27 protein-coding genes, 1 tRNA gene and 1 pseudogene are annotated in these 25,913 nt (G+C 71.5%); 18 read left to right on the top strand and 11 right to left on the bottom strand.

All coding sequences use genetic code 11. The features are described from left to right. Positions 1 to 318: 318 nt before the first annotated feature. The gene (locus ACZ4D5_RS11945; RefSeq protein ID WP_467772182.1) at positions 319 to 1,617 is read right to left on the bottom strand and encodes a PucR family transcriptional regulator; all 1,299 of its coding nucleotides are present in this window, start codon (positions 1,615 to 1,617) and stop codon (positions 319 to 321) included. Positions 1,618 to 1,628: 11 nt separating this feature from the next. Next, positions 1,629 to 2,582 carry a PrsW family intramembrane metalloprotease gene (locus tag ACZ4D5_RS11940; RefSeq protein ID WP_467772279.1) on the bottom strand — a complete coding sequence of 318 codons (954 nt, stop codon included), beginning with the start codon at positions 2,580 to 2,582 and terminating at the stop codon, positions 1,629 to 1,631. Positions 2,583 to 2,721: 139 nt separating this feature from the next. Here ACZ4D5_RS11940 and ACZ4D5_RS11935 point away from each other — a divergent pair, with 139 nt between their 5' ends. Beyond that, complete coding sequence (locus tag ACZ4D5_RS11935; RefSeq protein WP_467772181.1) at positions 2,722 to 3,939, top strand: cation:proton antiporter; 1,218 nt, start codon at positions 2,722 to 2,724, stop codon at positions 3,937 to 3,939. Positions 3,940 to 4,055: 116 nt separating this feature from the next. Here ACZ4D5_RS11935 and ACZ4D5_RS11930 read toward each other — a convergent pair. Further along, a pseudogene (locus tag ACZ4D5_RS11930) lies at positions 4,056 to 5,658 on the bottom strand (ABC-F family ATP-binding cassette domain-containing protein). Positions 5,659 to 5,844: 186 nt separating this feature from the next. Here ACZ4D5_RS11930 and ACZ4D5_RS11925 point away from each other — a divergent pair. The 3 genes from ACZ4D5_RS11925 to ACZ4D5_RS11915 all read left to right on the top strand — a co-directional run bounded on the left by ACZ4D5_RS11925 (position 5,845) and on the right by ACZ4D5_RS11915 (position 7,111). Further along, entirely contained in the window at positions 5,845 to 6,429 is a 585-nt protein-coding gene (locus tag ACZ4D5_RS11925) for an HhH-GPD-type base excision DNA repair protein (protein WP_467772180.1), read from the top strand. An 88-nt stretch (positions 6,430 to 6,517) separates the two neighbouring features. After that, positions 6,518 to 6,856: a hypothetical protein gene (locus tag ACZ4D5_RS11920; RefSeq protein ID WP_467772179.1), complete on the top strand. Its 339-nt coding sequence runs from the start codon at positions 6,518 to 6,520 to the stop codon at positions 6,854 to 6,856. A gap of 78 nt (positions 6,857 to 6,934) precedes the next feature. Then, positions 6,935 to 7,111: a hypothetical protein gene (locus ACZ4D5_RS11915; protein WP_467772178.1), complete on the top strand. Its 177-nt coding sequence runs from the start codon at positions 6,935 to 6,937 to the stop codon at positions 7,109 to 7,111. A 54-nt stretch (positions 7,112 to 7,165) separates the two neighbouring features. Here the strand turns inward: ACZ4D5_RS11915 and ACZ4D5_RS11910 are convergent, their stop codons facing one another. After that, positions 7,166 to 8,836, bottom strand: a complete 1,671-nt coding sequence (locus ACZ4D5_RS11910; RefSeq protein ID WP_467772278.1) for a helicase HerA-like domain-containing protein — start codon at positions 8,834 to 8,836, stop codon at positions 7,166 to 7,168. A 147-nt stretch (positions 8,837 to 8,983) separates the two neighbouring features. On the opposite strand from ACZ4D5_RS11910, the gene ACZ4D5_RS11905 reads away from it, so the two are divergent. Continuing rightward, the gene (locus tag ACZ4D5_RS11905) at positions 8,984 to 9,280 is read left to right on the top strand and encodes a type II toxin-antitoxin system VapB family antitoxin (RefSeq protein ID WP_003955420.1); all 297 of its coding nucleotides are present in this window, start codon (positions 8,984 to 8,986) and stop codon (positions 9,278 to 9,280) included. A 119-nt stretch (positions 9,281 to 9,399) separates the two neighbouring features. Then, complete coding sequence (locus tag ACZ4D5_RS11900) at positions 9,400 to 10,053, top strand: LytR C-terminal domain-containing protein (RefSeq protein WP_467772177.1); 654 nt, start codon at positions 9,400 to 9,402, stop codon at positions 10,051 to 10,053. A gap of 26 nt (positions 10,054 to 10,079) precedes the next feature. Here ACZ4D5_RS11900 and upp read toward each other — a convergent pair whose 3' ends face one another. Then, positions 10,080 to 10,715: a uracil phosphoribosyltransferase gene (gene upp / locus ACZ4D5_RS11895; RefSeq protein WP_362338880.1), complete on the bottom strand. Its 636-nt coding sequence runs from the start codon at positions 10,713 to 10,715 to the stop codon at positions 10,080 to 10,082. Between the two features lie 100 nt (positions 10,716 to 10,815). Here upp and ACZ4D5_RS11890 point away from each other — a divergent pair, with 100 nt between their 5' ends. The 9 genes from ACZ4D5_RS11890 to ACZ4D5_RS11850 all read left to right on the top strand — a co-directional run bounded on the left by ACZ4D5_RS11890 (position 10,816) and on the right by ACZ4D5_RS11850 (position 16,367). Continuing rightward, positions 10,816 to 10,992 carry a hypothetical protein gene (locus ACZ4D5_RS11890; RefSeq protein ID WP_362338878.1) on the top strand — a complete coding sequence of 59 codons (177 nt, stop codon included), beginning with the start codon at positions 10,816 to 10,818 and terminating at the stop codon, positions 10,990 to 10,992. A 203-nt stretch (positions 10,993 to 11,195) separates the two neighbouring features. Then, entirely contained in the window at positions 11,196 to 11,744 is a 549-nt protein-coding gene (locus ACZ4D5_RS11885) for a tRNA adenosine deaminase-associated protein (RefSeq protein ID WP_467772176.1), read from the top strand. A gap of 72 nt (positions 11,745 to 11,816) precedes the next feature. Continuing rightward, positions 11,817 to 12,248, top strand: a complete 432-nt coding sequence (gene tadA, locus ACZ4D5_RS11880; RefSeq protein WP_362339110.1) for a tRNA adenosine(34) deaminase TadA — start codon at positions 11,817 to 11,819, stop codon at positions 12,246 to 12,248. Between the two features lie 84 nt (positions 12,249 to 12,332). Then, positions 12,333 to 12,417 (top strand) — tRNA-Ser (locus ACZ4D5_RS11875). A 428-nt stretch (positions 12,418 to 12,845) separates the two neighbouring features. After that, a complete protein-coding gene (locus ACZ4D5_RS11870; RefSeq protein ID WP_362338874.1) occupies positions 12,846 to 13,025 on the top strand; it encodes a hypothetical protein in 180 nt (59 codons plus the stop codon). 46 nt (positions 13,026 to 13,071) lie between these two features. Further along, on the top strand, positions 13,072 to 13,365 hold the full coding sequence (locus ACZ4D5_RS11865) for a Dabb family protein (protein WP_453776450.1): 294 nt from the start codon (positions 13,072 to 13,074) through the stop codon (positions 13,363 to 13,365). 201 nt (positions 13,366 to 13,566) lie between these two features. Next, on the top strand, positions 13,567 to 14,403 hold the full coding sequence (locus ACZ4D5_RS11860) for an RNA polymerase sigma factor SigF (protein ID WP_467772175.1): 837 nt from the start codon (positions 13,567 to 13,569) through the stop codon (positions 14,401 to 14,403). 244 nt (positions 14,404 to 14,647) lie between these two features. Then, complete coding sequence (locus ACZ4D5_RS11855) at positions 14,648 to 15,511, top strand: RNA polymerase sigma factor SigF (protein ID WP_467772174.1); 864 nt, start codon at positions 14,648 to 14,650, stop codon at positions 15,509 to 15,511. A gap of 91 nt (positions 15,512 to 15,602) precedes the next feature. After that, entirely contained in the window at positions 15,603 to 16,367 is a 765-nt protein-coding gene (locus ACZ4D5_RS11850; RefSeq protein ID WP_467772173.1) for a hypothetical protein, read from the top strand. A gap of 239 nt (positions 16,368 to 16,606) precedes the next feature. On the opposite strand, the gene ACZ4D5_RS11845 is transcribed toward ACZ4D5_RS11850, so the two are convergent. Beyond that, the gene (locus ACZ4D5_RS11845; RefSeq protein ID WP_467772172.1) at positions 16,607 to 16,807 is read right to left on the bottom strand and encodes a hypothetical protein; all 201 of its coding nucleotides are present in this window, start codon (positions 16,805 to 16,807) and stop codon (positions 16,607 to 16,609) included. A 175-nt stretch (positions 16,808 to 16,982) separates the two neighbouring features. On the opposite strand from ACZ4D5_RS11845, the gene ACZ4D5_RS11840 reads away from it, so the two are divergent. The 3 genes from ACZ4D5_RS11840 (at position 16,983) to ACZ4D5_RS11830 (ending at position 21,100) form a co-directional block, all read left to right on the top strand. Next, positions 16,983 to 17,510 carry a MarR family winged helix-turn-helix transcriptional regulator gene (locus tag ACZ4D5_RS11840; protein ID WP_467772171.1) on the top strand — a complete coding sequence of 176 codons (528 nt, stop codon included), beginning with the start codon at positions 16,983 to 16,985 and terminating at the stop codon, positions 17,508 to 17,510. 88 nt (positions 17,511 to 17,598) lie between these two features. Next, a complete protein-coding gene (locus tag ACZ4D5_RS11835) occupies positions 17,599 to 20,070 on the top strand; it encodes an MFS transporter (RefSeq protein ID WP_467772277.1) in 2,472 nt (823 codons plus the stop codon). Between the two features lie 202 nt (positions 20,071 to 20,272). Then, complete coding sequence (locus tag ACZ4D5_RS11830; RefSeq protein WP_467772170.1) at positions 20,273 to 21,100, top strand: YceI family protein; 828 nt, start codon at positions 20,273 to 20,275, stop codon at positions 21,098 to 21,100. Between the two features lie 74 nt (positions 21,101 to 21,174). On the opposite strand, the gene ACZ4D5_RS11825 is transcribed toward ACZ4D5_RS11830, so the two are convergent. From ACZ4D5_RS11825 to ACZ4D5_RS11805, 5 genes are all read right to left on the bottom strand, one after another. Further along, positions 21,175 to 21,951 (bottom strand): TetR/AcrR family transcriptional regulator, encoded by a 777-nt coding sequence (locus ACZ4D5_RS11825; RefSeq protein ID WP_467772169.1) that lies wholly within the window; start codon positions 21,949 to 21,951, stop codon positions 21,175 to 21,177. Between the two features lie 82 nt (positions 21,952 to 22,033). Continuing rightward, positions 22,034 to 23,536 (bottom strand): DHA2 family efflux MFS transporter permease subunit, encoded by a 1,503-nt coding sequence (locus ACZ4D5_RS11820; protein WP_467772168.1) that lies wholly within the window; start codon positions 23,534 to 23,536, stop codon positions 22,034 to 22,036. A 138-nt stretch (positions 23,537 to 23,674) separates the two neighbouring features. After that, the gene (locus ACZ4D5_RS11815; protein ID WP_467772167.1) at positions 23,675 to 24,430 is read right to left on the bottom strand and encodes a response regulator transcription factor; all 756 of its coding nucleotides are present in this window, start codon (positions 24,428 to 24,430) and stop codon (positions 23,675 to 23,677) included. A gap of 75 nt (positions 24,431 to 24,505) precedes the next feature. Next, entirely contained in the window at positions 24,506 to 25,414 is a 909-nt protein-coding gene (locus tag ACZ4D5_RS11810) for an amidohydrolase family protein (RefSeq protein ID WP_467772166.1), read from the bottom strand. Continuing rightward, a complete protein-coding gene (locus tag ACZ4D5_RS11805) occupies positions 25,401 to 25,745 on the bottom strand; it encodes an antibiotic biosynthesis monooxygenase family protein (RefSeq protein WP_467772165.1) in 345 nt (114 codons plus the stop codon). Before ACZ4D5_RS11805 ends, ACZ4D5_RS11810 begins: the two co-directional genes overlap by 14 nt. Positions 25,746 to 25,913 lie beyond the last annotated feature (168 nt).

Genomic DNA, 25,913 nt, shown 5'->3' with positions numbered 1-25,913 from the left:
CGCCCGCCGAGCAGGCGAGTGCGAGGTGCGGGGCGGCGCTCCGCTGCCGCGCGGCCTGTTGGTCGGCGGCACCACGTACGGCGCGGGCGGCGGCGCGGCACGGGTGGTGCGGTCGGCGCGGCGCGGCGCGGACAGCGCGGCGCGGTACGGACAGCGCGGCGCGGTACGGACAGCGCGGCGCGGTACGGACAGCGCGGCGCGGTACGGACGGCGCAGGCGGTGCGGGCGGTGCGGCGCGGTACGGACGGCGCGGCGCGGTACGGACGGCGCGGACGGTACGGACGGCGCGGACGGTACGGACGGCGCGGCAGAGCCTGCTCACGCCGGACGAGTGCGCGGCGGCGCAGGCGAAGCCGTCGGCTCCTTGATCTCGCGCAGGAGCAGCGCGGCGAGGGCGAGGGCCGTGCCGTGCGACGAGGTGAGGTCGAGCCCGGTCAGGGACGAGACGCGGGCGAGCCGGTTGTCGACGGTGTTCGGATGCAGGCTGAGGCGGCGCGCGGTGGCCCTGCGGTCCTGCCGCAGGGCCAGATAGGCGCGCAGGGTCTCGGTCAACTCGGGCCGTTCGGCGACGGGTTCGAGCAGCCCGGCGATCCGCTCGCTGCCCGCGCTCGGCCGTGACAGGTGGTATTCGAGCAGTACGTCGTCGAGTCGGTGCGGCCCGGCGGGCCTGCCGCAGGCACGGGCGACGCGTACGACTTCTTCGGTGGTGCGGGCGGCCTCCGGTATCTCCTGGACGGACCCGGCGGCCGCGACGGCGAGGCGGAGCTCGGGCCCGCAGAACTCCCGCAGCAGTTCGGTCAGTTCATCGAGTACGCCGTCGCGTACGTCATCGCGTACGTCACCGCGTACGTCACCGAGCACGCGCTCGGAGGCGCCGCCGCGGCCGGGCACGATGGCGTGGCCGCCCGCACCGTCGAGACGGGTCAGCACGCCGGCGCCGAAGACGCGGTCGAGCGTGGCCTGCAGCCGTCGCACGAGGCGCCGCACGGCGACGGGGCGGCCACTGCGGCCGGCGGCGGGCAGCCGCAGGAACAGGACCAGGGCCCCTTCTCGGAAGGGCGCAAGCGCCTCCCGCTCCGCGTCCCCCGTCGGGGCCCCTTCCAGCAGGGCCTTGGCCAGCGACCTGCGCTCCTCGCGGCGCTCGGCCACGATGGCTGCCTGCTCGTCGAGGTAGGTCTCGGTGACGGCGGCCACGATGCGTTCCTGCGCGGCGAACAGGTAGTCGCTGAGCTCGGCGAGCGCGGCCTCCTCGCCGGGCAGGGCGGCGTCGCGCAGGGCGCGCCACAGCACCTGGGTGCCCAGGCAGTGCGTGCTGAGCAGCAGGTGCAGGGGCATGCCCTCGTCCGCCCGCTGGGCGGCGCGCTCGCGAAAGTACTCGTAGTCGCCGGGGGCCTCGACGGGCGCGGGGGCGGCCACGCGGTCGAGGAAGAGCCGCAGGCCGTGCCGGGCGGTGGCGGCGATCTCGACGTCCTTCACGTCCGCGGGGAGCTCCGCGTAGCCGCGGAGGCGGGCGAAGGCGTCGCGCGTCATGCGGCGCGCGAGTTCGTTGACGCGGGGTTCGCAGCGGGTGGCGAGGCGCCGGGCGGTGTCGCCCAGCGCGGGGAGCGTGTGCACCATGCGTCGCCACCCTATGCCTCCGGCGAGCCGGGATGGTGGGCTTCTGCGTGCGGGAGCGAGGGACGGGGTGCGGAGAGGCGGCCGCCCCGCGCACCCGACCGGGCGAGCGACAGCAGCCAGGCGACTCCGACGAGCGAGACGAGCACAAGCCCGCCCACGGAGAAGACGGTGAACAGGTGTTTCTGCTGGGCGGTGGGATCGGGGATGTACCCCTGCGCGAAGAGCTCCCGGTCGAGCCCGGTGGTGGTGATCTCGGCGACGAGCCAGACGGCGATCCCGTGCATCGAGTCCCACAGGGCGTGCAGCGACGAGACGCCGAGATACGTGACGACGAAAGCCCCCGGGAACCGGAACCGCCCGTCCGGCTCCCGGTACTTGAGCAGCACGCCGCCGGCGATCGCGGTCCACAGCCCGTGCCCGAAGGGAGCGAGCAGCCCCCGCAGGATCTCGGTCTCCAGCAGGGACCGCAGATCGAGCCCCCGCATGCTGACCACGGCGTTGAACGCGTACCCGGAACTCTCGAACGCGGCGAACCCGAACCCCACCGCCGCCCCGAGCACGAGCCCGGCCCGAACCCCCCGCACCTGCCGGAACCGCCGCAGCACGATCACGAGCGCGGCGAGCTTCACGGCCTCCTCGATGAGCCCGACCCCCACGAAGATCCACACCGAGGGGTGCAGCAGGTAGTACTCCATGACGGACGCGCCGAGCACGCCCAGCACACCGCCCACGACGAAGCAGTTGAGCAGCACGCCGAGACCGAGGTCGCGGCCGTGCCGCTCGTAGGCCCACAGGACGAAGACGCCGGGGACCAGGAAGCTGCCCAGCAGGATCAGCGTGGGCAGGAGGTTGGTGTTCCTCGTGGCGTACGTGATGAGGGCGGTCAGCAGCCACAGACCGAGCCCGCCCCACAGGCACCGCTTCCACAGCCCGGGTTTCGTGAGCCCGGGTTTCGTGCCCGGCACGCCACCGCCGTCGACCGGATCCTGACCAAGGCTCACAGGACCCCCTTCCAGACCGTTGTGGACCGCTCCGGACCGCGCCGGGCCCTCCAACAGCCCGACCTGGTCCGACTTCGCCCGACTTTATGCTAAATAACTCCGTATGTCGCAGTCGGGGACCCTCATTCTGATCATGGCCGTCGCGGTCCTCGCCCCGCTCCTGGCCTACGGGATCGGCCGCTGGATCCCGGTCCCCCTGGTCATCTTCGAGATCGTCCTCGGCATCGTGATCGGCCCCGACGTCCTCGGGGTCGCCCACCACAGCGAGACCGTCAACGCCCTCTCCAACCTGGGCCTCTCGATGCTGATCTTTCTCGCCGGGTACGAGATCGAGTTCGCGACGGTCCGCGGCGACACCCTGCGCCGTTCGGTGTGGGCCTGGCTCGCGGCCCTGGCCCTCGGCCTCGGCATCGCCTTCGCCCTGAACGGCGGCGCGGTCACCAAGAGCTTCGTCATCGGCACGGCGCTCACCAGCACCGCGCTCGGCACGGTCCTGCCGATCCTGCGCGACTCCGGGGACCTGAAGGGCCGCTTCGGCACGGTGATGATGGCGTTCGGCGCGGTGGGCGAGTTCGGCCCGATCATCGCGATGACGCTGCTGCTCGGCGGCAGCGCCCCGGGCAGGTCCACGGCGCTGCTCGCCGCCTTCGCCGCGGTCACGGCGGGCGCGGTGTTCTGGGCGCTGCGCCCGCGTCCGCCGTGGTTCGCCAACGTCATCGCCAGGACCCTGCACAGCAGCGCCCAGTTCGCGGTCCGCTTCGTGATGCTGCTCCTGGCCGCGATGCTCGGCCTGTCGTACGCCTTCGGGCTCGACACGCTGCTCGGCGCGTTCGCGGCGGGCCTGCTCACCCGGCTCGTGCTGCAGGGCGCGGCCCCCGAGAGCAGCGAACTCGTCCTCGGCAAGATCGAGGCGATGGGCTTCGGCTTCCTGGTCCCGGTGTTCTTCATCGTCACCGGCATCGACTTCGACCTGAACGCCCTGCTGCACGGCGGCCGCGCGCTGATCCTGCTCCCCGCCTTCCTCCTCCTGTTCCTCGTCGTACGCGGCCTGCCCGTCTACGCGCTCGCCCCGCGCGACCTGGGCCGCCGGGACCGCACGGCGCTGATGCTCTACAACTCGACGGCGCTGCCGCTGGTCGTGGCGATCACGACGATCGGCCTCGACGAGGAGGCACTGACCGCGGGCGAGGCGGCGGCGCTGGTCGGCGCGGGCATGGTGTCGGTCCTGGTCTTCCCGCTCCTCGCGCTGAGGCTGCGCGCGGGGAGCGGGAGCGAGGTGAACCCGCCGACGCGACCGATGCACCGCACCGAGTCCTGGTGAACCCTCGGGGCCGGAGCCGGGACCGGAGCCGGAGCCGAGGCCGGAGTCAGGCCGGAGCCGAGGCCGGGACCGGGGCCGAGGCCGGAGTCGGACCGGAGCCGGAGCCGGAGCCGGGCTCACGCGAGTTCGACTAGCCCCCGGTACTCCGGACCCCACAGGTCCTCGACCCCGTCGGGAAGCACCAGCACCCGGTCGGGCCGCAGCGCGTCGATCGCGCCCTCGTCGTGCGTGACCATCACGACGGCCCCGGGATACGTCCCCACGGCGGCCAGCACCTCGTCCCTGGACGCCGGGTCGAGGTTGTTGGTGGGCTCGTCCAGGAGCAGGACGTTCGCGCCGGAGTGCACGAGCCCGGCCAGCGCGAGGCGCGTCTTCTCGCCCCCCGGAGAGGACCGAGACGGGCTTGTCCGCGTCGTCCCCGCGGAACAGGAACGCCCCGAGGACGCCCCGCACCTCGCCGTCGGCCAGCCGCGGCGCGGCGGCGGCGAGGTTCTCCCGGACGGTCCGCGCGCCGTCCAGCGTCTCGTGCTCCTGCGCGAAGTACCCGAGCCGCAGCCCAGGCCCCGCGACGACCCGCCCCTCGTCCGGCACCTCGCGCCCGGCGAGGATCCGCAGCAGCGTCGTCTTCCCGGCCCCGTTCAGCCCGAGGACGACGAGCCGGCTGCCCCGGTCGACGGCCAGGTCGACGCCCGTGAGGACGCGATGGGACCCGTACGCCTTGGTGAGGCTGATGGCGCCGAGCGGCATCCGGCCGCACGGCGCGGGCTCGGGCAGCCGGATCCGCGCGACCTTCTCGCCGCGCCGCACCGGCTCCGCGGCGGACAGCAGCCGCTCGGCACGCCGGTCCATGTTCTTCGCGGCGGTGGCGGTGGAGACGTGGGAGCGCATCTTGTCGGCCTGGGCGCGCAGCGAGGCCGCCTTCCGCTCGGCGTTGGCGCGCTCGCGGGCGCGCCGCCGCTCGTCCGCGGCACGCTGGGCGAGGTAGGTGTGCCAGCCGGTGTTGTGCACGTCGATGGCGGCGCGCGCCGGGTCGAGGTGGAAGACCCGGTTCACGATGCCGGCGAGCAGCCCGGTGTCATGGCTGATGACCACGACGCCGCCCGGGTATCCGGCCAGGTAGCCGCGCAGCCACCCCACCGAGTCGGCGTCGAGGTGGTTGGTCGGCTCGTCGAGCAGCAGGGTGTCGTGGCGCGAGAACAGGATCCGGGCGAGCTCGACGCGGCGCCGCTGACCGCCCGACAGCTCGCCGACGGCCTGCCGCAGCACCCGCTCGGGCAGCCCGAGCCCGGCGGCGACGCGCGCCGCCTCGGCCTCGGCGGCGTACCCGCCGCGCGCCTGGAACCGGTCGTCCGCGCGGGCGTAGGCGGCCATGGCCCGCTCCTGCGCGGCCGGTCCCGCGGCCTGTGCCATGGCGGTCTCCGCGGTACGCAGCGCCGCGACCGCCTCGTCGAGGCCGCGGGCGGACAGGATGCGGTCGGTGACGGTGGCGGCGGGGTCGGCGGCGCCGGGGTCCTGGGCGAGGTACCCGACGGAACCGGTGTGGGTGACGGTCCCTTCGGCGGGCGCCGTCCGCCCGGCGAGGATCTTCATGAGGGTGGTCTTGCCGGCGCCGTTGCGGCCGACCAGGCCGACGCGGTCGCCGGGGGCGACGTGGAAGGAGGCGCGGGACAGCAGGAGGCGGGCGCCGACGCGCACGTCGACACCTCGTACGGTGATCATGGGATGACGCTCCGCAATAGCGAATGGACACACGGGTGGCGTGAAGGCGTGTGTCCTGGCTAGGAAATGCGGGGCGTAGACATGAAGCCGAGGCTAACGGGCCCTCCGAGATCCCCGCACCCGGATTTCCGCCCGCCCCCACCCTCCTGCACTGCGCCGGACGGTCCCGCGAGGGATCATCGACCCATGGACGTCACCCTGCACCTCGCCCAGCAGCCGGAGGCCGACGAGCTCCTCGGCCGCAGTCCGCTGGCCGCACTGATCGGCATGCTCCTGGACCAGCAGGTCCCCATGGAGTGGGCGTTCGCGGGCCCGTACACCATCGCCACGCGGCTGGAGGCGGACGACCTCGACGCCCACGAGATCGCGGCGTACGACCCCGAGGCCTTCGCCGCGCTCCTCTCCACGAAGCCGGCGGTGCACCGCTACCCCGGCTCGATGGCCAAGCGGATCCAGCAGCTCTGCCAGTACCTGGTGGACCACTACGACGGCGAGCCCACGGCCCTGTGGCAGGACGCCGCCACCGGCGACGAACTCCTCAGGCGCCTGAACGACCTCCCCGGCTTCGGCAAGCAGAAGGCCCAGATCTTCCTGGCCCTCCTGGGCAAACAACTGGGCGTCCACCCCAAGGGCTGGCGCGAGGCCGCGGGCGACTACGGCGCCCCCAAGGCCTACCGCTCGGTCGCGGACATCACGGGCCCGGAGTCCCTCCAGAAGGTCCGCGCCCACAAACAGGCGTTGAAGGCCGCGGCGAAGGCGTCGTCGAAGTAGGACGGAGCGAGGCCGTGCCCTAGCCCATGAGGGCGGATCTGGGCGGGGACCGATCGGCTTCGGGGTCCGCCCGGGGGACATGCCATGCATGAGCGTCCCGCCCGCACCCCACCGCCGCACCACGTGGCCCAGGGCGCTGCTCACCCTCCTCGTCCTGGTCGCCGCCACCCTCACCCTCACGGCCCCGGCGGGCCCCGCGACCCCGCCCCCGCAGGCCGCCCTCTCCACGGAGACCGGCAGCGAGCTCCAGCAGGACGTCACCGACACCGCCCTGCGCCTGCCGACCCGCCACGCCACCCGCGTCCCCACACGGCGCCCGCACACCGCGGTCGGCCCTCCGCGGACTCCCGGCACCCCGAAGGGCCTGGCCCCCGCTCGTCTCCACCCCCACGTCCCGACCCCCCGCTCGGTGGTCCTGCGCTGCTGACAGGAACGCCCGGCCCCCCTCAGGGAACCGGGCCTTCTCCTCCCCCGGCAGAAACCGCAGACGAAGGACGACACCCCCATGCCCATGGACCCCTACGCGGCCCTGCACGCCCTCCTGCGCGCAGAAGCCGTACGCACGGCTCCCGCCGACACGGACCAGAAGCCGGAAGCCACCACGCAGCACCCGAACCGGGCCCAGGCCGAGAACCGGCCCCAGGACCAGCCCCGGAACCGGACCCGCCCCAAGGAGGACTGACCCCCGCGAGACCACGGCCCGGCGCCGCCTGCTCGAGGCGGCGCCGGGCCGCGCTCAGCGCCTGCGCCGAGCCGTCCCGAACACCGATCGCGAGATCTCCCGCCCGATCTGCGTCCCCATCGAGCGCAGCAGCGACTTGAACATCCCGCTCCCCACCACCTGCTCGACCACGGACCCGTCCCCCTGCGGCTTCGCCCGCGCCGCCGCGCGCGCCGCCTTCTCCGCCTCGGCCGCCTCCGCCTCGGCCTGCTTGCGGGCCTGCGTCTCGGCCTCCCGGGCGGTCAGCTTCTCGTACGCGGACTCGCGGTCGACGGCGTCCGCGTACCTGCCGTAGAGCAGCGACCCCTTCACGGCCCGGTCGAGCTCGCCCGCGTCGACCGGCCCCATCAGCGACTCCGGGGCCCGCAGCCGCGTCGCCGCGACCGGCGTCGGGGCGCCCTTCTCGCTCAGGACGGTGACCACGGCCTCGCCGGTGCCGATCCCGGTGAGGACCTCCTCCAGGTCGTACGCCGAGTTCGGGAACGTCCGCACCGTCGCCTTCAGCGCCTTCTGGTCCTCCGGCGTGAACGCCCGCAGCGCGTGCTGCACGCGGTTGCCCAGCTGGGCCAGGACGTCCGCGGGCACGTCCTTCGGCGTCTGCGTCACGAAGAAGATGCCCACGCCCTTGGACCGGATGAGCCGCACGGTCTGCGTGACGGCTTCGAGGAAGGCCTTGGAGGCGCCGTTGAAGAGCAGGTGCGCCTCGTCGAGGAAGAACACGAGCTTCGGCTTCTCCACGTCGCCGACCTCGGGCAGGTCGTTGTAGAGGTCGGCGAGGAGCCACATCAGGAAGGTCGAGAAGAGCTGCGGCTTGTCCTGTACGGCGGGCAGTTCGAGCACGGACACCAGGCCCCGCCCGTCCGGCGCCGCCCGCAGGAACTCGCTCGTGTCGAACTCGGGCTCCCCGAAGAAGTCCGCCATGCCCTGCGCCTCGAAGGCGGTCAGCGCCCGCAGGATGACGCCGGCGGTGACCGTCGACAGGCCGCCGATGCCCTTCAGCTCGGGCTTGCCCTCGTCCGACGTCAGGAAGGTGACCACGGCCCGCAGGTCCTTGAGGTCGACGAGTTCGAGGCCCTTCTGGTCGGCGTAGTGGAAGATCAGCCCGAGCGACTGCTCCTGCGTCTGGTTGAGCTGCAGCACCTTCGACAGCAGGACGGGCCCGAAGCTGGTGACGGTGGCCCGCACGGGGATGCCGGTGCCGATGCCGCCGAGCGCGTAGAACTCGCACGGGAAGCCGGTCGCCTCCCACTCCTGCCCCACGTCCCCGGCGCGCTCGGCGACCTTCTCGCCCGCCTCGCCGGGGGCCGAGATCCCCGAGACGTCGCCCTTGACGTCCGCGAGGAACACGGGCACGCCCTGCGCGGCCAGCTGCTCGGCGATGAGCTGCAGCGTCTTGGTCTTGCCGGTGCCGGTGGCCCCGGCGACGAGGCCGTGCCGGTTGAGCATGGGCAGCGGGATGCGGATCTGCGCGTCCGCGTAGCACCGCCCGCCCCACATCAGGGCGCCCAGATCGAGGGCGGGCCCGGTGAAGGCGTACCCGGCGGCGATCTCCCTGGCCTCCTGAGGGAGCGCACCCGCGGCGCCCCCGGCCTCCTCGGGACCTCCCGAACCGCCGGAACCATCGCCTCCGGCCGTCACCCCCGCGACCGGCACTGACTCGTTCGGGCGGTTCCCACTCCCGGACATGGACGGCATCGGCTGGCTCTCGCTCACTTCGGCCCCTGTTCCCGGCTTGAGAGTTCCCGGTTTATCCCGGTTTCCGGCGTCATTTCCCAGAGTCGCACTCCGTCGCCATGGCTGCGCCCGGAGAGCCTTGACCGGTAGGCTTTCCGTGTGATCTTCAAGCGCATCGGAAACGGCCGGCCGTACCCCGACCACGGCCGGGAAAGCACCCGGCAGTGGGCGGACGTCGCGCCGCGCCCGGTCCGCCTCGATCAGCTCGTGACGACCAAGGGCCAGCTCGACCTGGAGACCCTGCTCGCCGAGGACTCCACGTTCTACGGCGACCTCTTCGCGCACGTCGTGAAGTGGCAGGGCGACCTGTACCTGGAGGACGGGCTGCACCGCGCCGTCCGCGCCGCGCTCCAGCAGCGCCAGGTGCTCCACGCGCGCGTTCTCGAACTGGGCTGACGCGCCCGTTCCCCCGCCCGAACCGGGCCCAAGTCCGCATTGGCCCTTTTGGGTTGGACTGAGCCCCGGGCAATGATCATTTAGTAGGCATCGCCGCCACGCGGCACTACGCTGCGCCCATGAGCATGCTCACTCCCCCCGGCATGGGCGGCAAGTACCGCATCACGGGGGACAAATATCCGCGAATGCGCCGCCCCAGCGGGCGCCGCAGGATCGTGCTCGCGGCCATCGCGTCCACCGCGGCCGTGGGCCTTATCGGCTGGGGCACCCTGCAGCTCATCGACGTCTTCACGGGCGGCGACAAGGCGTCGGCCGCGGGCTCCGCCCCGGACTGCGACCGCAGGCCCGCGGCCTCCGCCAAGGCCTCGCCGCCCAAGCCGGAGCCGCTGCCCGAGCCCCGCCGGATCACCGTCAACGTCTTCAACGCCACGCCCCGCGGCGGCCTGGCCAAGGACACCGCCGACGAGCTGAAGAAGCGCGGCTTCGCCATCGGCAAGGTCGGCAACGCGACGAAGGCCTTCGACAAGAAGGTCAAGGGCACCGGGATACTGCTCGGCGCCAAGGCGGCCACCGACACCGCGCTCCCGGTCCTCGGCACACAGCTCGCGGGCGCCGAGCACAGGACCGACGGCCGCAAGGGCGGCGAGGTCGACCTGATCCTCGGCGACAAGTTCAAGGACCTGGCCAAGAAAGAGGACGCCGACAAGGCCCTGGCACAACTGGCCAAGCCCGAGCCGACGCCCGCTCCGTCAGGCAACGACAGGAACTGCTGAGCCCCTGAGGGCCCGGTGCCGCGGGACTACTCCGCGGCCCCGTACATCCGGTCGCCCGCGTCGCCGAGCCCCGGGACGATGTACCCGTTCTCGTTGAGCCGCTCGTCGACCGAGGCCGTCACGACCGTCACCGGCGTGCCCGCCAGCTCGCGCTCCATGATCTCGACGCCCTCGGGGGCGGCGAGCAGCACCACGGCGGTCACGTCGTCGGCGCCGCGCTTGATGAGCTCCTGGATCGCCGCGACGAGCGTGCCGCCCGTGGCGAGCATCGGGTCCAGGACGTACACCTGACGGCCGGAGAGGTCGTCCGGCATGCGCGTCGCGTACGTGGAGGCCTGCAGCGTCTCCTCGTTGCGGATCATGCCGAGGAAGCCGACCTCCGCGGTCGGGAGCAGCCGGACCATGCCGTCGAGCATGCCGAGGCCGGCGCGCAGGATCGGCACGACCAGCGGGCGCGGATACGACAGCTTGACGCCGGTGGTCCGGGTCACCGGGGTGTCGATGTCGACCTGCTCGGTGCGCACGTCCCGGGTGGCCTCGTACGCGAGCAGGGTGACCAGCTCGTCGGCGAGGCGCCGGAAGGTCGGGGAGTCGGTGCGCTTGTCGCGCAGCGTGGTGAGTTTGTGCGCCACCAGCGGGTGGTCGACGACGTGGATCCGCATGACATCAACAGTAACCGGGACAGGGCCCCTCTCCCCGCGCTGGCATCAACCCCGCCGCCGGGGGGAAGGTGGGGACGTACGGACTGAGGTGGTGTGGCCCATGGCTGAGCACAAGCCGGAACCAGCGGACGAGACCGACGCCGAGCGCCGCAGGCGCCGCGCCCAGTTCCTGCGTGAACGCACCGAGGCCATCGAGCTCCGCGAGCGCGTGAAGCCGCGCCGCGCCCGGGCGGCACGCATGCGGCAGGCGATGCGTATGCGTACGTTCCGCTGGTAGCCGCCCCTCGCGCCGCGGGCCCTCGCGAAGGCGCCGGAGAACGCGACGCGGAACACAGCGGCCGGAAGACCTCTCCTGACGGCGCCGTTTCTGCCACGATTCCGAATGGGCGGGGCCAGAAACTGCACTCCCCGCTCCCCGACCTCGCCGGGGGGACCCCAAACCGCCAACCGGCACTGCCTATGACCAGTGGGAGAGTCACGGTGTACTTCGCCGCACTGCTCGCGCGCACCGAAGACGGGTGGGAAGCGAGCGACACGGAGCTCGACGATGTGGAGACCCTGTCGGATCTGGCCGATCTGGCCCGTGAAGCCACGGTCGATTACGACGACGACACGGTGCTCGTCTTCATCGAACAGGAAGACGCGTGGTTCGGCGTCGTCCGCGTGGACGGCGAGGAGGACCCTCGCATCTACGTATCGGACGCGGCCGCGGCCGCCCGCAGCTCGTACGGGGAGATCCTGCTCACCGACGAGATGCTCGGCCGGGACCCGGGCGACGACCCGGCCGACGATCTGGACGCCCTCGACCTCGACGGTACGGAGGACGGCGAGCCCTCGGACTCCGCCGACGCGGACGACGGGGAAGCCGACAGCGGCGACGCGGTGCCCTCGGGGCCGCTCGGCGACACGGAGATCCTCGCCGACCTGGGCGTGCCGGAGAAGGAGCTGCTCGCTCTGGAGAGCGGCGACGCGCTGGGCGAGATCGCCGAGATCCTCGGCGCGGCGGAGGTGCTCGAGACCGTCCGCTAGGTTCCCCGTGTGACCGACCAGAACGACCCGAACGACATCCCCGATCCCGTACGCGATCGCTGGCGGGCGCCCATGCGGCTCGCTCTGGCCGAGGCCGAGCTGGCCGTACGGGGCGGTGACGTGCCCGTCGGCGCCGTCGTGCTGTCCCCGGACGGTACGACGGTGCTCGCCGCGGGCCACAACGAACGCGAGGCGACCGGCGACCCCACCGCGCACGCGGAGGTGCTGGCGCTGCGCAGGGCCGCCGCGGAGCTCGGTGAGTGGCGGCTGACCGGCTGCACGCTCGTCGTGACGCTGGAGCCGTGCACGATGTGCGCCGGCGCGATCGTGCAGTCCCGCGTGGACCGGGTGGTCTACGGCGCGCGGGACGAGAAGGCCGGAGCGGCGGGCTCGCTCTGGGACGTCGTGCGCGACCGACGGCTCAACCACCGGCCCGAGGTCGTCCTCGGGGTCCTCGCGGAGGAGTGCGCCGCGCAGCTGACGGACTTCTTCCGGAAGCGGTGAGGCGGAAGCGGTGAGGCAGGGGCAGCGCGGGGCTGCGCCGAACGGATTTCAGTCCACGGGGCATCGTGGGCTAGAGTTCCTCTCGGTAGCGTGTCCGAGCGGCCGAAGGAGCTCGCCTCGAAAGCGAGTGTGGGGAAACTCACCGAGGGTTCAAATCCCTCCGCTACCGCTCTTGATGCGAAGGGCCCGTCCAGCTGGACGGGCCCTTCGTCGTCGTCTCTCCCGTATGGCCCCTGATACGCAGAAGACCCCGGCGCCTGTACGGCACCGGGGCTCTCTCTCCCGCTAGGACGGGGGAAGCGGCATCGGGGGGACAAGCCGCTTCCCCCGACGAGGACCGGCCCTCAAGTCAGCACCGCCGTCAGGGGGGAAGCAGACGGCGCCGACCCCGCAGTAGGGCCAAGTCCCTCACCCTGCGGATTCCTGCCAGATCCGCCGGGCTCACCACCCATCCTGCGCCTCGCGCCACTCGCACGGCGCAGGCAAAGGGCCTGTGCTGCCGGGCCGTTGGTCCTTAAAAGCCCCGTGAGTAGGGTCCGGGTTAGACTCACGGCCGTCACAGGGGTCACACGGGGCGCGGTAAGGGGAGGCCAGATCGTGGCAGTGCAGTGGAAGAAGATCGGGCTCTTCGTGCTGGTCGTCTTCGTGCTCTATGTGATCATCACCGACCCCGCCAAGGCCGCGGACTACGTGCAGATAGGGTTCGAGGGTGTTTCGAGCGCCGCTCAGAGCATCGGCGACTTCATGACGTGGATCGCCAACGGAGGCAAGGACTGAGCGGCGGCCAAGGCCGTACAGCCGCAGCCCTCTCCAAGGAGTGCCCGTGATCCGCCATCTGGTCCTCTTCAAGCTCAACGACGGCGTACAGCGCGACGAGCCGCGCGTCGTCGAGGGCGTCAAGGCCTTCCGCGCGCTCGGCGAGCAGATCCCGGAACTGACGTTCTGGGAGTGCGACTGGAACATCACCGACCGCCCCATCGCGTACGACTTCGCCATCAACTCGGCGGTCGAGGACACCGATGCGCTCAAGCGGTACATCGAGCACCCGGCCCACCAGGCGGGCGTCGCGCAGTGGCGCGAGTTCGCCACGTGGGTGATCGCGGACTACGAGTTCTGAGCCGCAGGGCGCAGCAGCTCCCCGAACGGCCCCGCACCGGAACGGTGCGGGGCCGTTCCGCGTCTTCAGCCCCAACTTGCCCCTCAACACGTAGTTATCGGGTGCTTGCACACAGTGCACATGTCTTGTGATGCTATGACCGCTTTTGACGGATGAGTTGACCAAGGTCGACTGAGCTTGACTGTGACTGTCTGAGAAGGGGTGGCGTTGACCGTGCCGGCCAGTACTGCGCCCGAGGCTCCACCCGCGAAGGCTTCACCCGGCACCGGGAGCACCCGCGGCGCCGACACCAGGGCCCTCACCCAAGTGCTCTTCGGCCAGCTCAAGGAGCTGGAGCCGGGCAGCCCCGAACACGGCCGCGTGCGCGGCGCGCTCATCGAGGCCAACCTGCCGCTCGTGCGGTACGCGGCCGCGCGCTTCCGCAGCCGCAACGAACCGATGGAGGACGTCGTCCAGGTCGGGACCATCGGTCTCATCAACGCCATCGACCGGTTCGACCCGGACCGCGGCGTGCAGTTCCCGACCTTCGCGATGCCGACCGTGGTCGGCGAGATCAAGCGGTACTTCCGCGACAACGTCCGCACCGTCCACGTGCCGCGCAGGCTGCACGAGCTGTGGGTGCAGGTGACCGGGGCGACCGAGGACCTCACGACCGCCTTCGGGCGCTCGCCGACGACCTCGGAGATCGCCGAGCGCCTGCGCATCACCGAGGACGAGGTGCTCGCCTGCATCGAGGCCGGACGCTCGTACCACGCAACGTCGTTGGAGGCGGCCCAGGAGGGCGACGGGCTGCCCGGTCTGCTCGACCGGCTCGGGTACGAGGACCCCGCGCTCGACGGCGTCGAGCACCGCGATCTCGTACGCCACCTCCTGGTCCAACTCCCCGAGCGGGAACAGCGGATCCTGCTGCTGCGCTACTACAGCAATCTGACGCAGTCGCAGATCAGCGCCGAACTGGGCGTTTCCCAGATGCACGTGTCGAGACTGCTCGCCAGAAGCTTCGCGCGGCTTCGGTCCGCAAATCGGATCGAGGCGTAACCGTAACGAGTGGAGTGCCGTCGGGGATCTTTCCGACGGCACTCCTTGCTGAAATCCCCCAGACCCCCTCTTTCCTGCACGGATGTCACCCTTGTTTGTCGACAAGTAACTACAGCGTGTTGCCGACATGTGACATTCTGCTGGAACCGCGTTTGCCGTAGCCCCACCTCCGGTATTCAGGTGGAGGCTGCGTTCCTCCGACGGGAGCGCCCGCCGCGACCGTCCGCGACCTCAAGGGGGTGGCATGTCCGCAGACCAGGGCAGCTCGAAGGTGCTCACGCTCACGCTCACCAAGAGCCCGAGCGACTCCGCGCCCGACGCGCTTCACAGCTCAACAGCCTCGGAAGCCATCGACACCCGGACCCTGTCCCGCTCCCTCTTCCTGCGGCTCGCCGCGCTCGACAAGGACAGCCCGGAGCGCGTCTACGTACGCGACACGCTCATCGAACTCAACCTCCCCCTCGTGCGCTACGCGGCGGCCCGCTTCCGCAGCCGCAACGAACCGATGGAGGACATCGTCCAGGTCGGCACGATCGGCCTGATCAAGGCGATCGACCGTTTCGACTGCGAACGGGGCGTGGAGTTCCCGACGTTCGCGATGCCGACGGTCGTCGGTGAGATCAAGCGCTTCTTCCGGGACACCAGTTGGTCGGTGCGGGTGCCGCGCCGCCTCCAGGAGCTGCGGCTCGCGCTCACCAAGACCAGCGACGAGCTCGCCCAGCGGCTCGACCGCTCGCCGACCGTGCCCGAACTCGCCGCGGCGCTCGGGGTCTCCGAGGAGGACGTGGTCGACGGGCTCGCGGTGGGCAACGCCTACACCGCGTCCTCGCTGGACTCCCCGGCCCCCGAGGACGACGGCGGCGAGGGCTCCCTCGCGGACCGCCTCGGGTACGAGGACTCCGCCCTGGAGGGCGTGGAGTACCGCGAGTCGCTCAAGCCGCTGCTCGCCAAGCTGCCGCCGCGCGAGCGCCGCATCATCATGCTGCGGTTCTTCGCGAACATGACGCAGTCGCAGATCGGCGAGGAGGTCGGCATCTCGCAGATGCACGTCTCCCGGCTGCTCACACGGACGCTGGCGCAGCTGCGCGAGGGACTCATCTCGGACTGAATCCGACCCGAGTACGAGGTCAACCGTCCGTCGCGTGGCCGGTGTTGCTGTCGGGGTTCCTAAGTGACGGGCCGTCAGCCACACTGGCGCGATGCGACGTGGTGTGCGGAACGTGCTCGGTGCCGGTGCGGCCGTGGTGTGTCTCGGCGGCCTCCTCGCCGCGTGCGGCGGCGGGAGCGGCGACGGCTATGTGGCGACCGGCGCGGCCGGTGCCGTACCGGAGCGGGCGCCGGGCGAGGCGGTGGGCCCGACCGGCGACGTGAAGCTGGTGCCGCTGGACGGGGGCGGCGACGGGAAGACCCCTGGTGGCGGTGCGCCGAAGGGCGAGGGAGACGGCGACGGCTCCCGCCCCGCATCTCCCGGGAGCGGCGGCGAAGGCGACTCGGAGGGGAAGTCGCCCGGCCGCTCGGACAGTTCGGAGGCGTCGACCCCGCAGGGCGAGAGCCCCTCGTCCGGCAACGGCGCGAACCCCGGCCGCACAGAAGGCGGTTCCGGCACCCCGTCCGCTCCCGGCACGGACAAGCCGGGCACGAGCAAGCCGCCCGCGGGGCCCGCCGAGCTGAAGGCGGGCGCCCCCGAGCGCGAGGCCGCGGACAAGCGCTGGTGCGAGAAGGTGACCGTCACCTTCCACAACACCGGTGGCTCACCGGTGCGTTCGGGAACGGTCACCTTCGGGACGCACATCATCGGCGCGCTCGGCGTCGACTGGGACACGATCGAGTCGACCGTGAAACTCCCGGCGCCGATCGCCCCCGGCGAGAAGAAGGAAAAGACCTGGCCGGTGTGCGTGGACGCGTGGCGGGTCCCCCTGGGCATGCACATAGAGACCCAGGACGTGGACGTGACGTGGAAGTAGCGAAGGAGCGAGCGCGGTAGCCCTCACGCGGCGGGGTGTCGTCTGCGGAATGTCTTCTGCGGGTGAGTTGTGGCTGATCGCGCAGTTCCCCGCGCCCCTTACGGGGCACGGCCCCTCCGCAGACGCAAAGGCGCCCCGAAGGGGGCGCGGGGAACTGCGCGACAAGCCACAACTCACCCGCGGGCAAAGCCCACCGCTCAGACAGCGCCTCGGACGAAGCCCCGCCGAGCCAAAGGACCCTACTTAAGCGCCAGCCACGCAACGCCCGCCACGACCACGATGCCGACGATGACGCCGAGGATCAGACCGATCCGCGGCCCGGAGGCCGCGGCCGCCTGCTGCTGGCGGCCCTGCGGGGCCTCGTCGACGAAGGCGCGGAACATCTGCGTGCTGCCGGCGGGGTCGGGGTTGCCCTGGGGACCCTGGGGGTTGTGTGCCATGGGCCACGACCCTAGCGAATCCAGCGCGGTCGGCCCAACCCCCACTGGCCAGGGACTTTACGACCGTGGTCCCAGACCTTTGCCGACTCTTTAGTCCCTTGGTCCGGTTTTAGTTTGCCTGCGGCAACCAACTGCTTCTATCGTTGCCCTAAGCAACAAATATTCAGGAGGTGCCGTGGCCGCGCAGCGTCAGTACGAGGAGCTGGCCCGACAGCTCAGCGCCATCGGCGCCGTGAAGCGCGGCCTCGGACGGGTCCTGCCCCCCGAGTGCCCGGCCGGGTCCGCCGCCGTACTCACCCTGCTCAACCGGCACGGCGAGATGCGGATGAGCAGACTCGCCGAACTGCTCGCCGTCGACATGTCGGTGACCAGCCGCCACGTCGCCCACGTCGCCGAACGGGGCTGGATCCACCGCGATCCCGACCCCGCCGACAAGCGTTCCCGCATCCTTCGCCTCACGCCTGCCGGTGAGGCGAAGTTCGAAGAGCTCTCCGACCTCTCGATGCAGGCACTCGCCCACTACTTGCACGACTGGTCGGACGACGAGGTCGACCAGCTCAGCACCCTGCTCGCGCGCCTGCGCGACAGCTTCGGGGACTGCCGCGCGGCTTCGGCCCGGATTCCCCAGTCCCCCCAGCCCCCTCTCTCCCCCCTCTCCCCCCACGACGTACAGACCTCAGAGACCACCCGTACACCCGCGTAAGAAAAGGAAGCCCATGGCAACAACCACACCAGCCGGTGTGCGGGGCAGCCATGCCAAGCACGGAGCTCATCCCGACGAGAACGCTCCGATGACGCACCGGCAGATCATGGAAGCGCTCTCCGGGCTGCTGCTCGGCATGTTCGTGGCGATCCTGTCGTCGACGATCGTCTCCAACGCCCTGCCGGAGATCATCGGCGACCTCGGCGGCGGCCAGTCCGCCTACACCTGGGTCGTCACCGCCTCGCTGCTCGCGATGACCGCGACCACCCCCCTGTGGGGCAAGCTGTCCGACCTCTTCAGCAAGAAGGCGCTCGTACAGATAGCCCTGATCATCTATGTGCTCGGATCGGTCGTCGCCGGTCTTTCGCAGAACGCCGGCATGCTCATCGCCTGCCGTGTCGTGCAGGGCATCGGCGTCGGCGGTCTCTCCGCACTCGCCCAGATCGTCATGGCCGCGATGATCTCCCCGCGTGAGCGCGGGCGCTACTCCGGCTACCTCGGCGCCACGTTCGCGGTCGCGACCGTCGGCGGTCCGCTGCTCGGCGGCGTCATCACCGACACCTCGTGGCTCGGCTGGCGCTGGTGCTTCTACGTCGGCGTGCCCTTCGCGGTCATCGCGCTGATCGTCCTGCAGAAGACCCTGAAGCTCCCCGTCGTCAAGCGCGACGTCAAGGTCGACTGGGCCGGTGCCTTCTTCATCAGCGCCGCCGTCTGCCTGCTGCTCGTCTGGGTCACCTTCGCCGGCGACAAGTACGACTGGATGTCGTGGCAGACCGGCGCCATGGTCGGCGGTTCGGTCCTGCTCGGCCTGATCTTCGTGTTCGTCGAGTCCAGGGCCAGCGAGCCGATCATCCCGCTGCGGCTCTTCCGCAACCGCACCATCACCCTCGCCTCGCTCGCCTCGCTCTTCGTGGGTGTCGCGATGTTCGCGGGCACGGTCTTCTTCAGCCAGTACTTCCAGCTGGCGCGGGGCGAGTCCCCGACCATGTCCGGTGTCCTGACGATCCCGATGATCGGTGGTCTGTTCGTCTCGTCCACCGTGTCGGGCCAGGTCATCACGAAGACGGGCAAGTGGAAGGCCTGGCTGGTCAGCGGCGGTGTCCTGGTGACGGCGGGCCTCGGTCTGCTCGGCACCATCCGGTACGACACCGAGTACTGGCACATCGCGATCTTCATGGCCCTGATGGGTCTCGGCATCGGCATGATGATGCAGAACCTGGTGCTGTGCACGCAGAACCAGGTCGAGCCGCAGGACCTCGGTTCCGCCTCCTCCGTCGTCACCTTCTTCCGCTCCCTCGGCGGCGCGATGGGCGTCTCGGCGCTCGGCGCGATCATGGCGACGCGGATCACCGACTACGTCAAGGACGGCATCACCGAACTCGGCCCGAAGGCGGCCGCGGAGTTCGGCCACGGCGGCACCGGCGGCGGTGGCATCCCCGACCTGGACAAGATCCCCGAGCCGTTCCGCACGGTGATGGAGAGCGCGTACGGGCACGGCATCGCCGACGTCTTCCTGATCGCCGCGCCGATGGCGCTGATCGCCTTCCTGATCACGCTGTTCATCAAGGAGGTCCCGCTGCGCACGTCGGGCGCGATGGCCCAGGCCGCGTCCGAGTCCGCGCAGGCCACCGACGGTGCGGCCGCCCCGGCTGCCGCCGCTGCCGCGCCGGTCGCCGACGAGCCGGTGCTCGCCTCCGTCGCCTCGCACACCGAGGCGGGGCCCGAGGGCACGCAGAGGCTCGCCGCGGTGGCCTCGGCCGCCGAGGCCGGTGCCGGTGGGATTCCGCCCCAGGTCACCGGCGGGATTCCGGTACGCGGCTTCGTCCGCGGCGCCGAGAGCGCACCCGTTCCGCGTGCCGCCGTCACGCTGATCTCCCTCGGGGGACGGCAGTTGGGCCGTGCGGTCGCGCAGGGCGACGGGTCCTACGCCGTCGACGCCCCCGGCGCCGGTTCGTACGTGCTCATCGCCTCCGCCGACGGGTTCCAGCCGCAGGCCTCGACCGTCGTCGTGGGCGAGGACGCCCTCGCGTACGACATCCTGCTCAGCGGCACCAGCGGGCTGAGCGGCCTGGTGCGGGACGCGGACAGCAAGCTGCCCGTCGCCGGTGCCATGGTCATCGTGACCGACGTCCGCGGTGACGTCCTGGCCACCGGACTCTCCGGCGAGCAGGGCGAGTTCACCTTCGCCGAGCTGGTCCCCGGCACCGTCACCGTCGCGGTGAACGCCGCCGGTCACCGGCCCCTCGCCCTGCCCGTCGAGGTGGGCGGCGCCGGGGTCACCCGGGTCGAGGTGGAGCTCAACTCCGGCTCGCAGGTGCTCGGCACGGTGCGGGCGGGCGGTGCGCCGCTGAACGACGCCCGCGTCACGCTGGTGGACGCCGCGGGCAACGTCGTCGCCACGGCGACCACCGGTGCCGACGGCGCGTACGCCTTCACCGATCTGGACAGCGGGGAGTACACGGTCATCGCGACCGGGTACCCGCCGGTGGCCACGGGGCTCTCGGTCGCCGGGAGCGGCGTCGACGGCCACGACATCGAACTCGCCCACCCGGGCGAGTGATCGGCCCCGGCCCGCGGTCGCGCCCCGAGCGGAGGCGCGGCCCCGGGCCGGTCGCGGAAAGGGCCCCCGGGCCGGCGGTGGCGTTCATGGCAGGGGACGGCCGGCCACCGCCGCCGGGGGCCGTCTGCTTTCCGCCCTCTGCTTGATCGAGCTTGGACAGTGCGGCTTCCGGATGCGGAAGCCCGGCAAGGAGTTGAACGGGATGGGACTCAACGCTCGGATGCGGACGCGTGACGGGTGGGCCGTGCCGCACGCCGTCGTCACCGTGACCGACATGACGGGGACGCAGGTGCTGCGGGCCGCGGCGGACGAGGAGGGCGTCGTGCGGGACGGGACCGAGCTGGTTCCCGGGCCCTACACCGTCATCGTCACCGCCGTCGGGTACGCGCCCGTCGCCTCCACCGCGCTCGTGACGGCCAGCGGGCGGGCGGACGTCGGCAACGTCGTCCTCGCCCGGCAGGGCGGCACCGAGCTGCCGCCGCCGGGGCCCTGGACCATCGACCCCGCGCACTCGACCGTGGCCGCCGTCGCCCAGCACCTCGGGATCACCAGCGTGCACGGGCGGTTCACGGAGTTCGGAGGGCGCGTCGAGATCGCCGGGGCCGACGGGGACATGGAGAAGTCCCGCGTCGAGGCGGTCATCCGGTCGGCCTCGATCGACACGGGCAACGGCATGCGGGACGGGCACCTGAAGTCGCCGGACTTCCTGGACGTGGAGCGGTACCCGGAGATCACGTACCGCTCGCACGGGCTCACGCCGTCCGGCACGGACCGGTGGACGGTCCACGGTGAGCTGGGCATGCACGGGGTCGTACGGCCCGTGGATCTGGAGCTGAGCTACCTCGGGACCGGGGCCGACCCCTGGGGCGGGACGCGGGCGGCGTTCCGGGCCACGGCGGAGCTGCGGCGGGAGGACTTCGCCATGAACTACAACCAGGTGGTGCAGGCGGGGATCTCGGCGATCGGCACGACGCTGAAGGTCGAGCTCGACATCCAGGCCGTGCAGGGGGACGTGCTGCCGCAGGGCTGAGGTGTCCCGGGGGGGGCGGGTGTGGGTGGACGCCTTGCTGACCGGTGCTCCGCGGCTTCGGGCCGCCGGCGGCGTCAGCTGTTCCGGCTCAGCAAGGCTTCGATTCCCGCGATCATCAGGTCCAGGGCGATCGTGAAGTCCCGCTCCCACATCTCCTCGACCGTGTCGCCGCCCCGCGCCTCCATCAGGTCGCGCGCGTTCTGCATGATCCCGTGCGCCGCGACCTCGTGGCGGATCGTGCCGGACGCCTCCCGGTAGAACTCCTCCTGGGTCATCCCGGCCTCCGCGCACCGCGCGATGAAGTGGCCCTCCATGGTCCCGAAGCCGTACACGAACTGGAAGACCGCCGAGATCGCGCCGTTCTGGGTGTACGCCGGAAGTCCCGTGTTCCGTACGGCGACCTGCACCGCGAGCGCGAAGTCCAGCCAGTTCGGGCCGATGTTGAGGAACCTGCCGACCAGCTGCGACACCCACGGGTGGCGGATCAGCGTCTTGCGGTACTCGTCGGCCAGCTCGCGCAGTTGCTCGCGCCACGCCTCCGGGGCGCTCTCCGTGTCCGGGAGCCGCATCTCGCCGAAGACCGCGTCCAGGGCGAGCTCCAGGAGGTCGTCCTTGGTGTCCACGTACCAATAGACGGACATCGCCGTGACGTTCAGCTCGCCGGCGAGCCTGCGCATGGAGAACTTGGTCAGGCCCTCCGCGTCCAGGAGCCGCACCGTGACCTCGGTGATCCGGTCCCGGTCGAGCCCGCTCGGCTGGTCGCCCCTGCGACCGCTGCCGCGGCGCGCCTTGCCGTGCAGCCAGACGCTCGTCCGCGCCGGATTCGTCGTGCGGTCGGCTGCCTTGACCATGGCGCACCTTCCTGGTTGTTCCGCGGGTGGGACCGGAGAGAGGGCGGTCTCCGGAAGGGGGTGGTCCGCCCTCTCCACGATGCTATGCCGATGTCTTCCCCGCGGAGTCTGCCCTCTCCGCCCTCCGCAGCAACGCGGCCGCGAGGAAGCCGCCGACGAACACCGCCGCCGCGCCCACCAGCTGGGCCCTCTCGATCCCCGAGGCGAACGCGTCGGCGATCCGCTCCTGCTCGCCCGTGGACTTCGCCGCGGCCATGGCCGCCGGGAACGACGCGGCGGAGACCGCCACCAGGGAGGCGAAGCGGGAGTTGAGGACGGCGCCGAGGACGGCGACGCCCAGGCCGTTGCCGAACTCCGCGAGCGTGCCGTTGATGCCCGCGCCCACGCCCGCCTTCTCCGGCGGGATCGCGCTCATGATCGCGTTGGCCATGGCCGGCATGGCGAAGGAGATGCCCGCGCCCATCACGACGAGGCCGACGAGCATGCCGTTGTAGTCGTCGCCGCCGAGCAGCGCGACCGCCGTGAGGCCCGCCGCGAGCAGGCTCATGCCGGACGCGATCGTCGCCGGGGTGCCCAGCTTGGCGTGCAGCCTCGCGCCCACGCCCGCGAGGTTGAGGACGACGATGGTGACCGCGAGCGGCGCGGTGCGCAGGCCCGCCTCCAACGGCTCGTACCCGAGGACGAACTGGAGGTGCTGGGTCAGGATGAAGAGGGATCCGCCGAGGCCGAAGGCGACCAGGATCGAGCCCGCCACCGCGCCGATGAACCGCCGGTTGCGGAAGAAGTGCATGTCCAGCATCGGGTGCGGGACGCGCAGCTCCCAGAGCGCGAACGCGCCGAGGACCAGGACGCCGACCGCCGCGGAGACCAGGACGTGCGCCGACGTCCAGCCGTGCTCGGGCCCGGAGATGATCGCGTAGACCACCGAGGCCATGCCGATCGTGGAGAGCAGCGCGCCCAGGAGGTCGGGACGGTCGCCCTGCCGGTTCTTGGACTCGGGCACCAGCCTGAACACCGCGACGAGGCCGAGCAGCGCCACGGGGATGTTGATCAGGAAGATCGAGCCCCACCAGAAGTGGTCGAGCATGAAGCCGCCGAGCAGCGGACCGGCCGCGAACCCGAGGGAGTTGACGGTGGCCCAGAGGCCGATCGCCTTCACGCGCTCGGTGTCGTCGAAGATCTGCACGACGACCGCGAGGGTCGTGGTCATGAGCAGCGCCCCGCCGATGCCCATACCCGCGCGGGCGGCGATGAGCTGCGCGGAGCTCTGCGCGAGCCCCGCGGCCAGCGAGCCGATGCCGAACAGGGCGAGGCCCGTCATCAGCATCTTCTTGCGGCCGTAGCGGTCCGCGGAGCTGCCCGCGGTGAGCAGCAGGCCCGACTGGACCAGCGAGTACGCGTTGATCATCCACTGGATGTCGGAGGTGGACGCGTCCAACTCCCGGGTGAGGGAGGGGATCGCGACGCTCAGGACGGTGTTGTCGAGCAGCACGGTGAGCTGGGCGAGGCAGATGACGCCGAGGATCAGCCAGCGCTGCGGGTGCCTCTGGGAGGCGGTGGGGGACTCGGCTGTCGTTGCCGTCATGCAGCCTTCTCTCTCTCGTTCTACGGTGTACGGCGCTTGCGCGACGTACACCGTAGAACAGGCCCCATACGGCGTACAAGGTTTTTTTGTCGGGCGGGCTGTGCCGTCAGCCGGTGGGCGGCGTCGGTGCGGGACGTCTCACGAAGGCGAGGGCGCGGGGACGGCGGACTTGATCAGGTACCCCGCCCCACGCCGCGTGTGGATCATCGGCTCCCGGCCCGCGTCGATCTTCCTGCGCAGATACGAGATGTAGAGCTCGACGACGTTGGCCTGGCCCCCGAAGTCGTAGTTCCACACCCGGTCGAGGATCTGCGCCTTGCTGAGCACGCGCCGCGGGTTGCGCATCAGATAGCGCAGCAGCTCGAACTCGGTGGCGGTGAGGTGGATGGAGTCGCCGCCGCGGGTCACCTCGTGGCTGTCCTCGTCGAGCGTCAGGTCCCCCACGACCAGCGTCGACTCACTGCGCTTGTCGGCGGCGCCGGCCCGCCGGATGAGGCCGCGGAGCCGGGCCACGACCTCCTCCAGGCTGAAGGGCTTGGTGACGTAGTCGTCGCCGCCCGCCGTGAGCCCGGCGATGCGGTCCTCGACGGCGTCCTTCGCGGTCAGGAACAGCACGGGCACGTCCGGCATCTCGCGGCGCAGCCTGCCGAGCAGGGAGAGCCCGTCCATGTCGGGCAGCATCATGTCGAGCACCACGGCGTCGGGCCGGAACGCGCGCGCGGCCCGCACCGCGCCCGCGCCGTCACCCGCGCTGCGGATCTGCCAGCCCTCGTAGCGCAGGGCCATGGACAGCAGCTCGGTGAGCGACACCTCGTCGTCCACGACGAGCACGCGGACGGGGCTCCCGTCCGGCCTGAGCAGTTCGGTACGCGCCTGAGGCGTGGTCGTGGTCATGCACCACACCCTGCGGGGCGCCCCTGAGAGCACTCTTGCGCGAACCTGTGAATTCCCTGAGAAACCGCACGGGCCTCACTCCACCCCGAACAACCCGGAGGCGTTCCGGTACAGGACCCCCCGCAGCCACGCGTCCCCGAGCCCCAGCCGCTCCAGGGACTCCAGCTGATGGACGTACGCGTACGGAATGTTGGGGAAGTCGCTCCCCAGCAGCACCCGGTCCCCGAGGTCCGCGAGCCGCCCGAGCTCCTGCTTCGGGAACGGCATGAGGCCCTCGCTGAAGTCGGTGAAGGCCATGGTGGTGTCCAGGCGCACCTCGCCGTACCGCTCCGCGAGCGCGAGGAACTCCGCGTACTCCGGCATCCCCATGTGCGCCACGACGATCCGCAGCCGCGGGTGCCGCGCGAGGAGGCGCTCGATCGGCTCGGGACCGGTGTGCTTGCCGGGCCGGGGGCCGGACCCGCAGTGCGTCACGACGGGCACCCCGGCCTCGGCGAGGAGCCCCCAGACCTCCTCCAGCAAGGCGTCGTTCGGGTCGTAATCCCCCACCTGGACATGGGACTTGAAGACGCGTGCCCCCGCCTCGACGGCCTCCCGCACATAGCGGCCCACCCCCGGCTCGGGGTAGAAGGTCGCGGTGTGCAGACACCCGGGCGTGCGGCGCGCGAACTCGGCGGACCAGCCGTTGAGCCACTCGGCCATGCCCGCCTTGTGCGGATAGAGCATCGAGGTGAAGGCCCGCACCCCGAACTCCCCGAGCAGCGCGACCCGTCGCTCCTCCTCGTGGCGGTAGGTGATCGGCCACTTCGGTCCGCCGTCCGCCCCGTAGGCATCGAAGTACGCCCAGACCTTGCGCAGCACGCGGTCCGGCATGAAGTGCGTGTGTACGTCGACGAGTCCGGGCAGACCGAGCCGCTCCCAGAAGTGCCGCACGGCGGCGACGTCCGTGGCGCTGCCCGCGCCGCTCCCGCTATGCCCGCACAAAGCCGTGACTCCGCTCGACCCTGGCGACGTGGAGGGCGTACGACTCGTACCACTCATCGCGCCCGCGCCGCTGCGCCGCGCGGTGCTCCAGATTGCTCCGCCAGGTCTCGACGGCCTCTTCGTCACGGAAGTAGGAGACGGTGATGCCGATGCCGCCGGGCGTGCGGGCGGACTCGGTCCCGAGGTACCCCGGGACGTCCTGGACCAGCTCGTCCATGCGCGCGGAGGTGTCCTCGTACCCCTGGTTCTCCGCGGTGCGCACGGAGGTGAAGACGACTGCGTGGTAAGGCGGTTCGAAGGGCCCGACAGGAGCCACGGTGTGATCACTCATGACTTCACACTCGAACCCCCGCCGTGCCCGTGTCCACCCTCCGGCACCCCTCTTGACCCGCGGGTGCGGAGACTTGACCCTCCGGTCGACAAACGGTCGGCCTTCGGCTGCGGCCGAGGGTCGGCTTCCGCCTGCGACCGAGGGGCGGCTTCCACCTGTGACCCCTGG

The sequence above is a fragment of the Streptomyces sp. NPDC025651 genome (assembly GCF_055558735.1).
This window is presented reverse-complemented; position numbering and strand designations above follow the sequence as displayed.

What these genes read in the sequence shown, in the direction of transcription:
- ACZ4D5_RS11945 (WP_467772182.1), bottom strand. Translation starts at nt 1,617, where the DNA reads ATGGTGCACACGCTCCCCGCGCTGGGCGACACCGCCCGGCGCCTCGCC.
- ACZ4D5_RS11935 (WP_467772181.1), top strand. Translation starts at nt 2,722, where the DNA reads ATGTCGCAGTCGGGGACCCTCATTCTGATCATGGCCGTCGCGGTCCTC.
- ACZ4D5_RS11925 (WP_467772180.1), top strand. Translation starts at nt 5,845, where the DNA reads ATGGACGTCACCCTGCACCTCGCCCAGCAGCCGGAGGCCGACGAGCTC.
- ACZ4D5_RS11920 (WP_467772179.1), top strand. Translation starts at nt 6,518, where the DNA reads ATGAGCGTCCCGCCCGCACCCCACCGCCGCACCACGTGGCCCAGGGCG.
- ACZ4D5_RS11915 (WP_467772178.1), top strand. Translation starts at nt 6,935, where the DNA reads ATGCCCATGGACCCCTACGCGGCCCTGCACGCCCTCCTGCGCGCAGAA.
- ACZ4D5_RS11910 (WP_467772278.1), bottom strand. Translation starts at nt 8,836, where the DNA reads ATGTCCGGGAGTGGGAACCGCCCGAACGAGTCAGTGCCGGTCGCGGGG.
- ACZ4D5_RS11900 (WP_467772177.1), top strand. Translation starts at nt 9,400, where the DNA reads ATGAGCATGCTCACTCCCCCCGGCATGGGCGGCAAGTACCGCATCACG.
- upp (WP_362338880.1), bottom strand. Translation starts at nt 10,715, where the DNA reads ATGCGGATCCACGTCGTCGACCACCCGCTGGTGGCGCACAAACTCACC.
- ACZ4D5_RS11890 (WP_362338878.1), top strand. Translation starts at nt 10,816, where the DNA reads ATGGCTGAGCACAAGCCGGAACCAGCGGACGAGACCGACGCCGAGCGC.
- tadA (WP_362339110.1), top strand. Translation starts at nt 11,817, where the DNA reads ATGCGGCTCGCTCTGGCCGAGGCCGAGCTGGCCGTACGGGGCGGTGAC.
- ACZ4D5_RS11855 (WP_467772174.1), top strand. Translation starts at nt 14,648, where the DNA reads ATGTCCGCAGACCAGGGCAGCTCGAAGGTGCTCACGCTCACGCTCACC.
- ACZ4D5_RS11850 (WP_467772173.1), top strand. Translation starts at nt 15,603, where the DNA reads ATGCGACGTGGTGTGCGGAACGTGCTCGGTGCCGGTGCGGCCGTGGTG.
- ACZ4D5_RS11845 (WP_467772172.1), bottom strand. Translation starts at nt 16,807, where the DNA reads ATGGCACACAACCCCCAGGGTCCCCAGGGCAACCCCGACCCCGCCGGC.
- ACZ4D5_RS11835 (WP_467772277.1), top strand. Translation starts at nt 17,599, where the DNA reads ATGACGCACCGGCAGATCATGGAAGCGCTCTCCGGGCTGCTGCTCGGC.
- ACZ4D5_RS11830 (WP_467772170.1), top strand. Translation starts at nt 20,273, where the DNA reads ATGGGACTCAACGCTCGGATGCGGACGCGTGACGGGTGGGCCGTGCCG.
- ACZ4D5_RS11825 (WP_467772169.1), bottom strand. Translation starts at nt 21,951, where the DNA reads ATGGTCAAGGCAGCCGACCGCACGACGAATCCGGCGCGGACGAGCGTC.
- ACZ4D5_RS11820 (WP_467772168.1), bottom strand. Translation starts at nt 23,536, where the DNA reads ATGACGGCAACGACAGCCGAGTCCCCCACCGCCTCCCAGAGGCACCCG.
- ACZ4D5_RS11815 (WP_467772167.1), bottom strand. Translation starts at nt 24,430, where the DNA reads ATGACCACGACCACGCCTCAGGCGCGTACCGAACTGCTCAGGCCGGAC.
- ACZ4D5_RS11805 (WP_467772165.1), bottom strand. Translation starts at nt 25,745, where the DNA reads ATGAGTGATCACACCGTGGCTCCTGTCGGGCCCTTCGAACCGCCTTAC.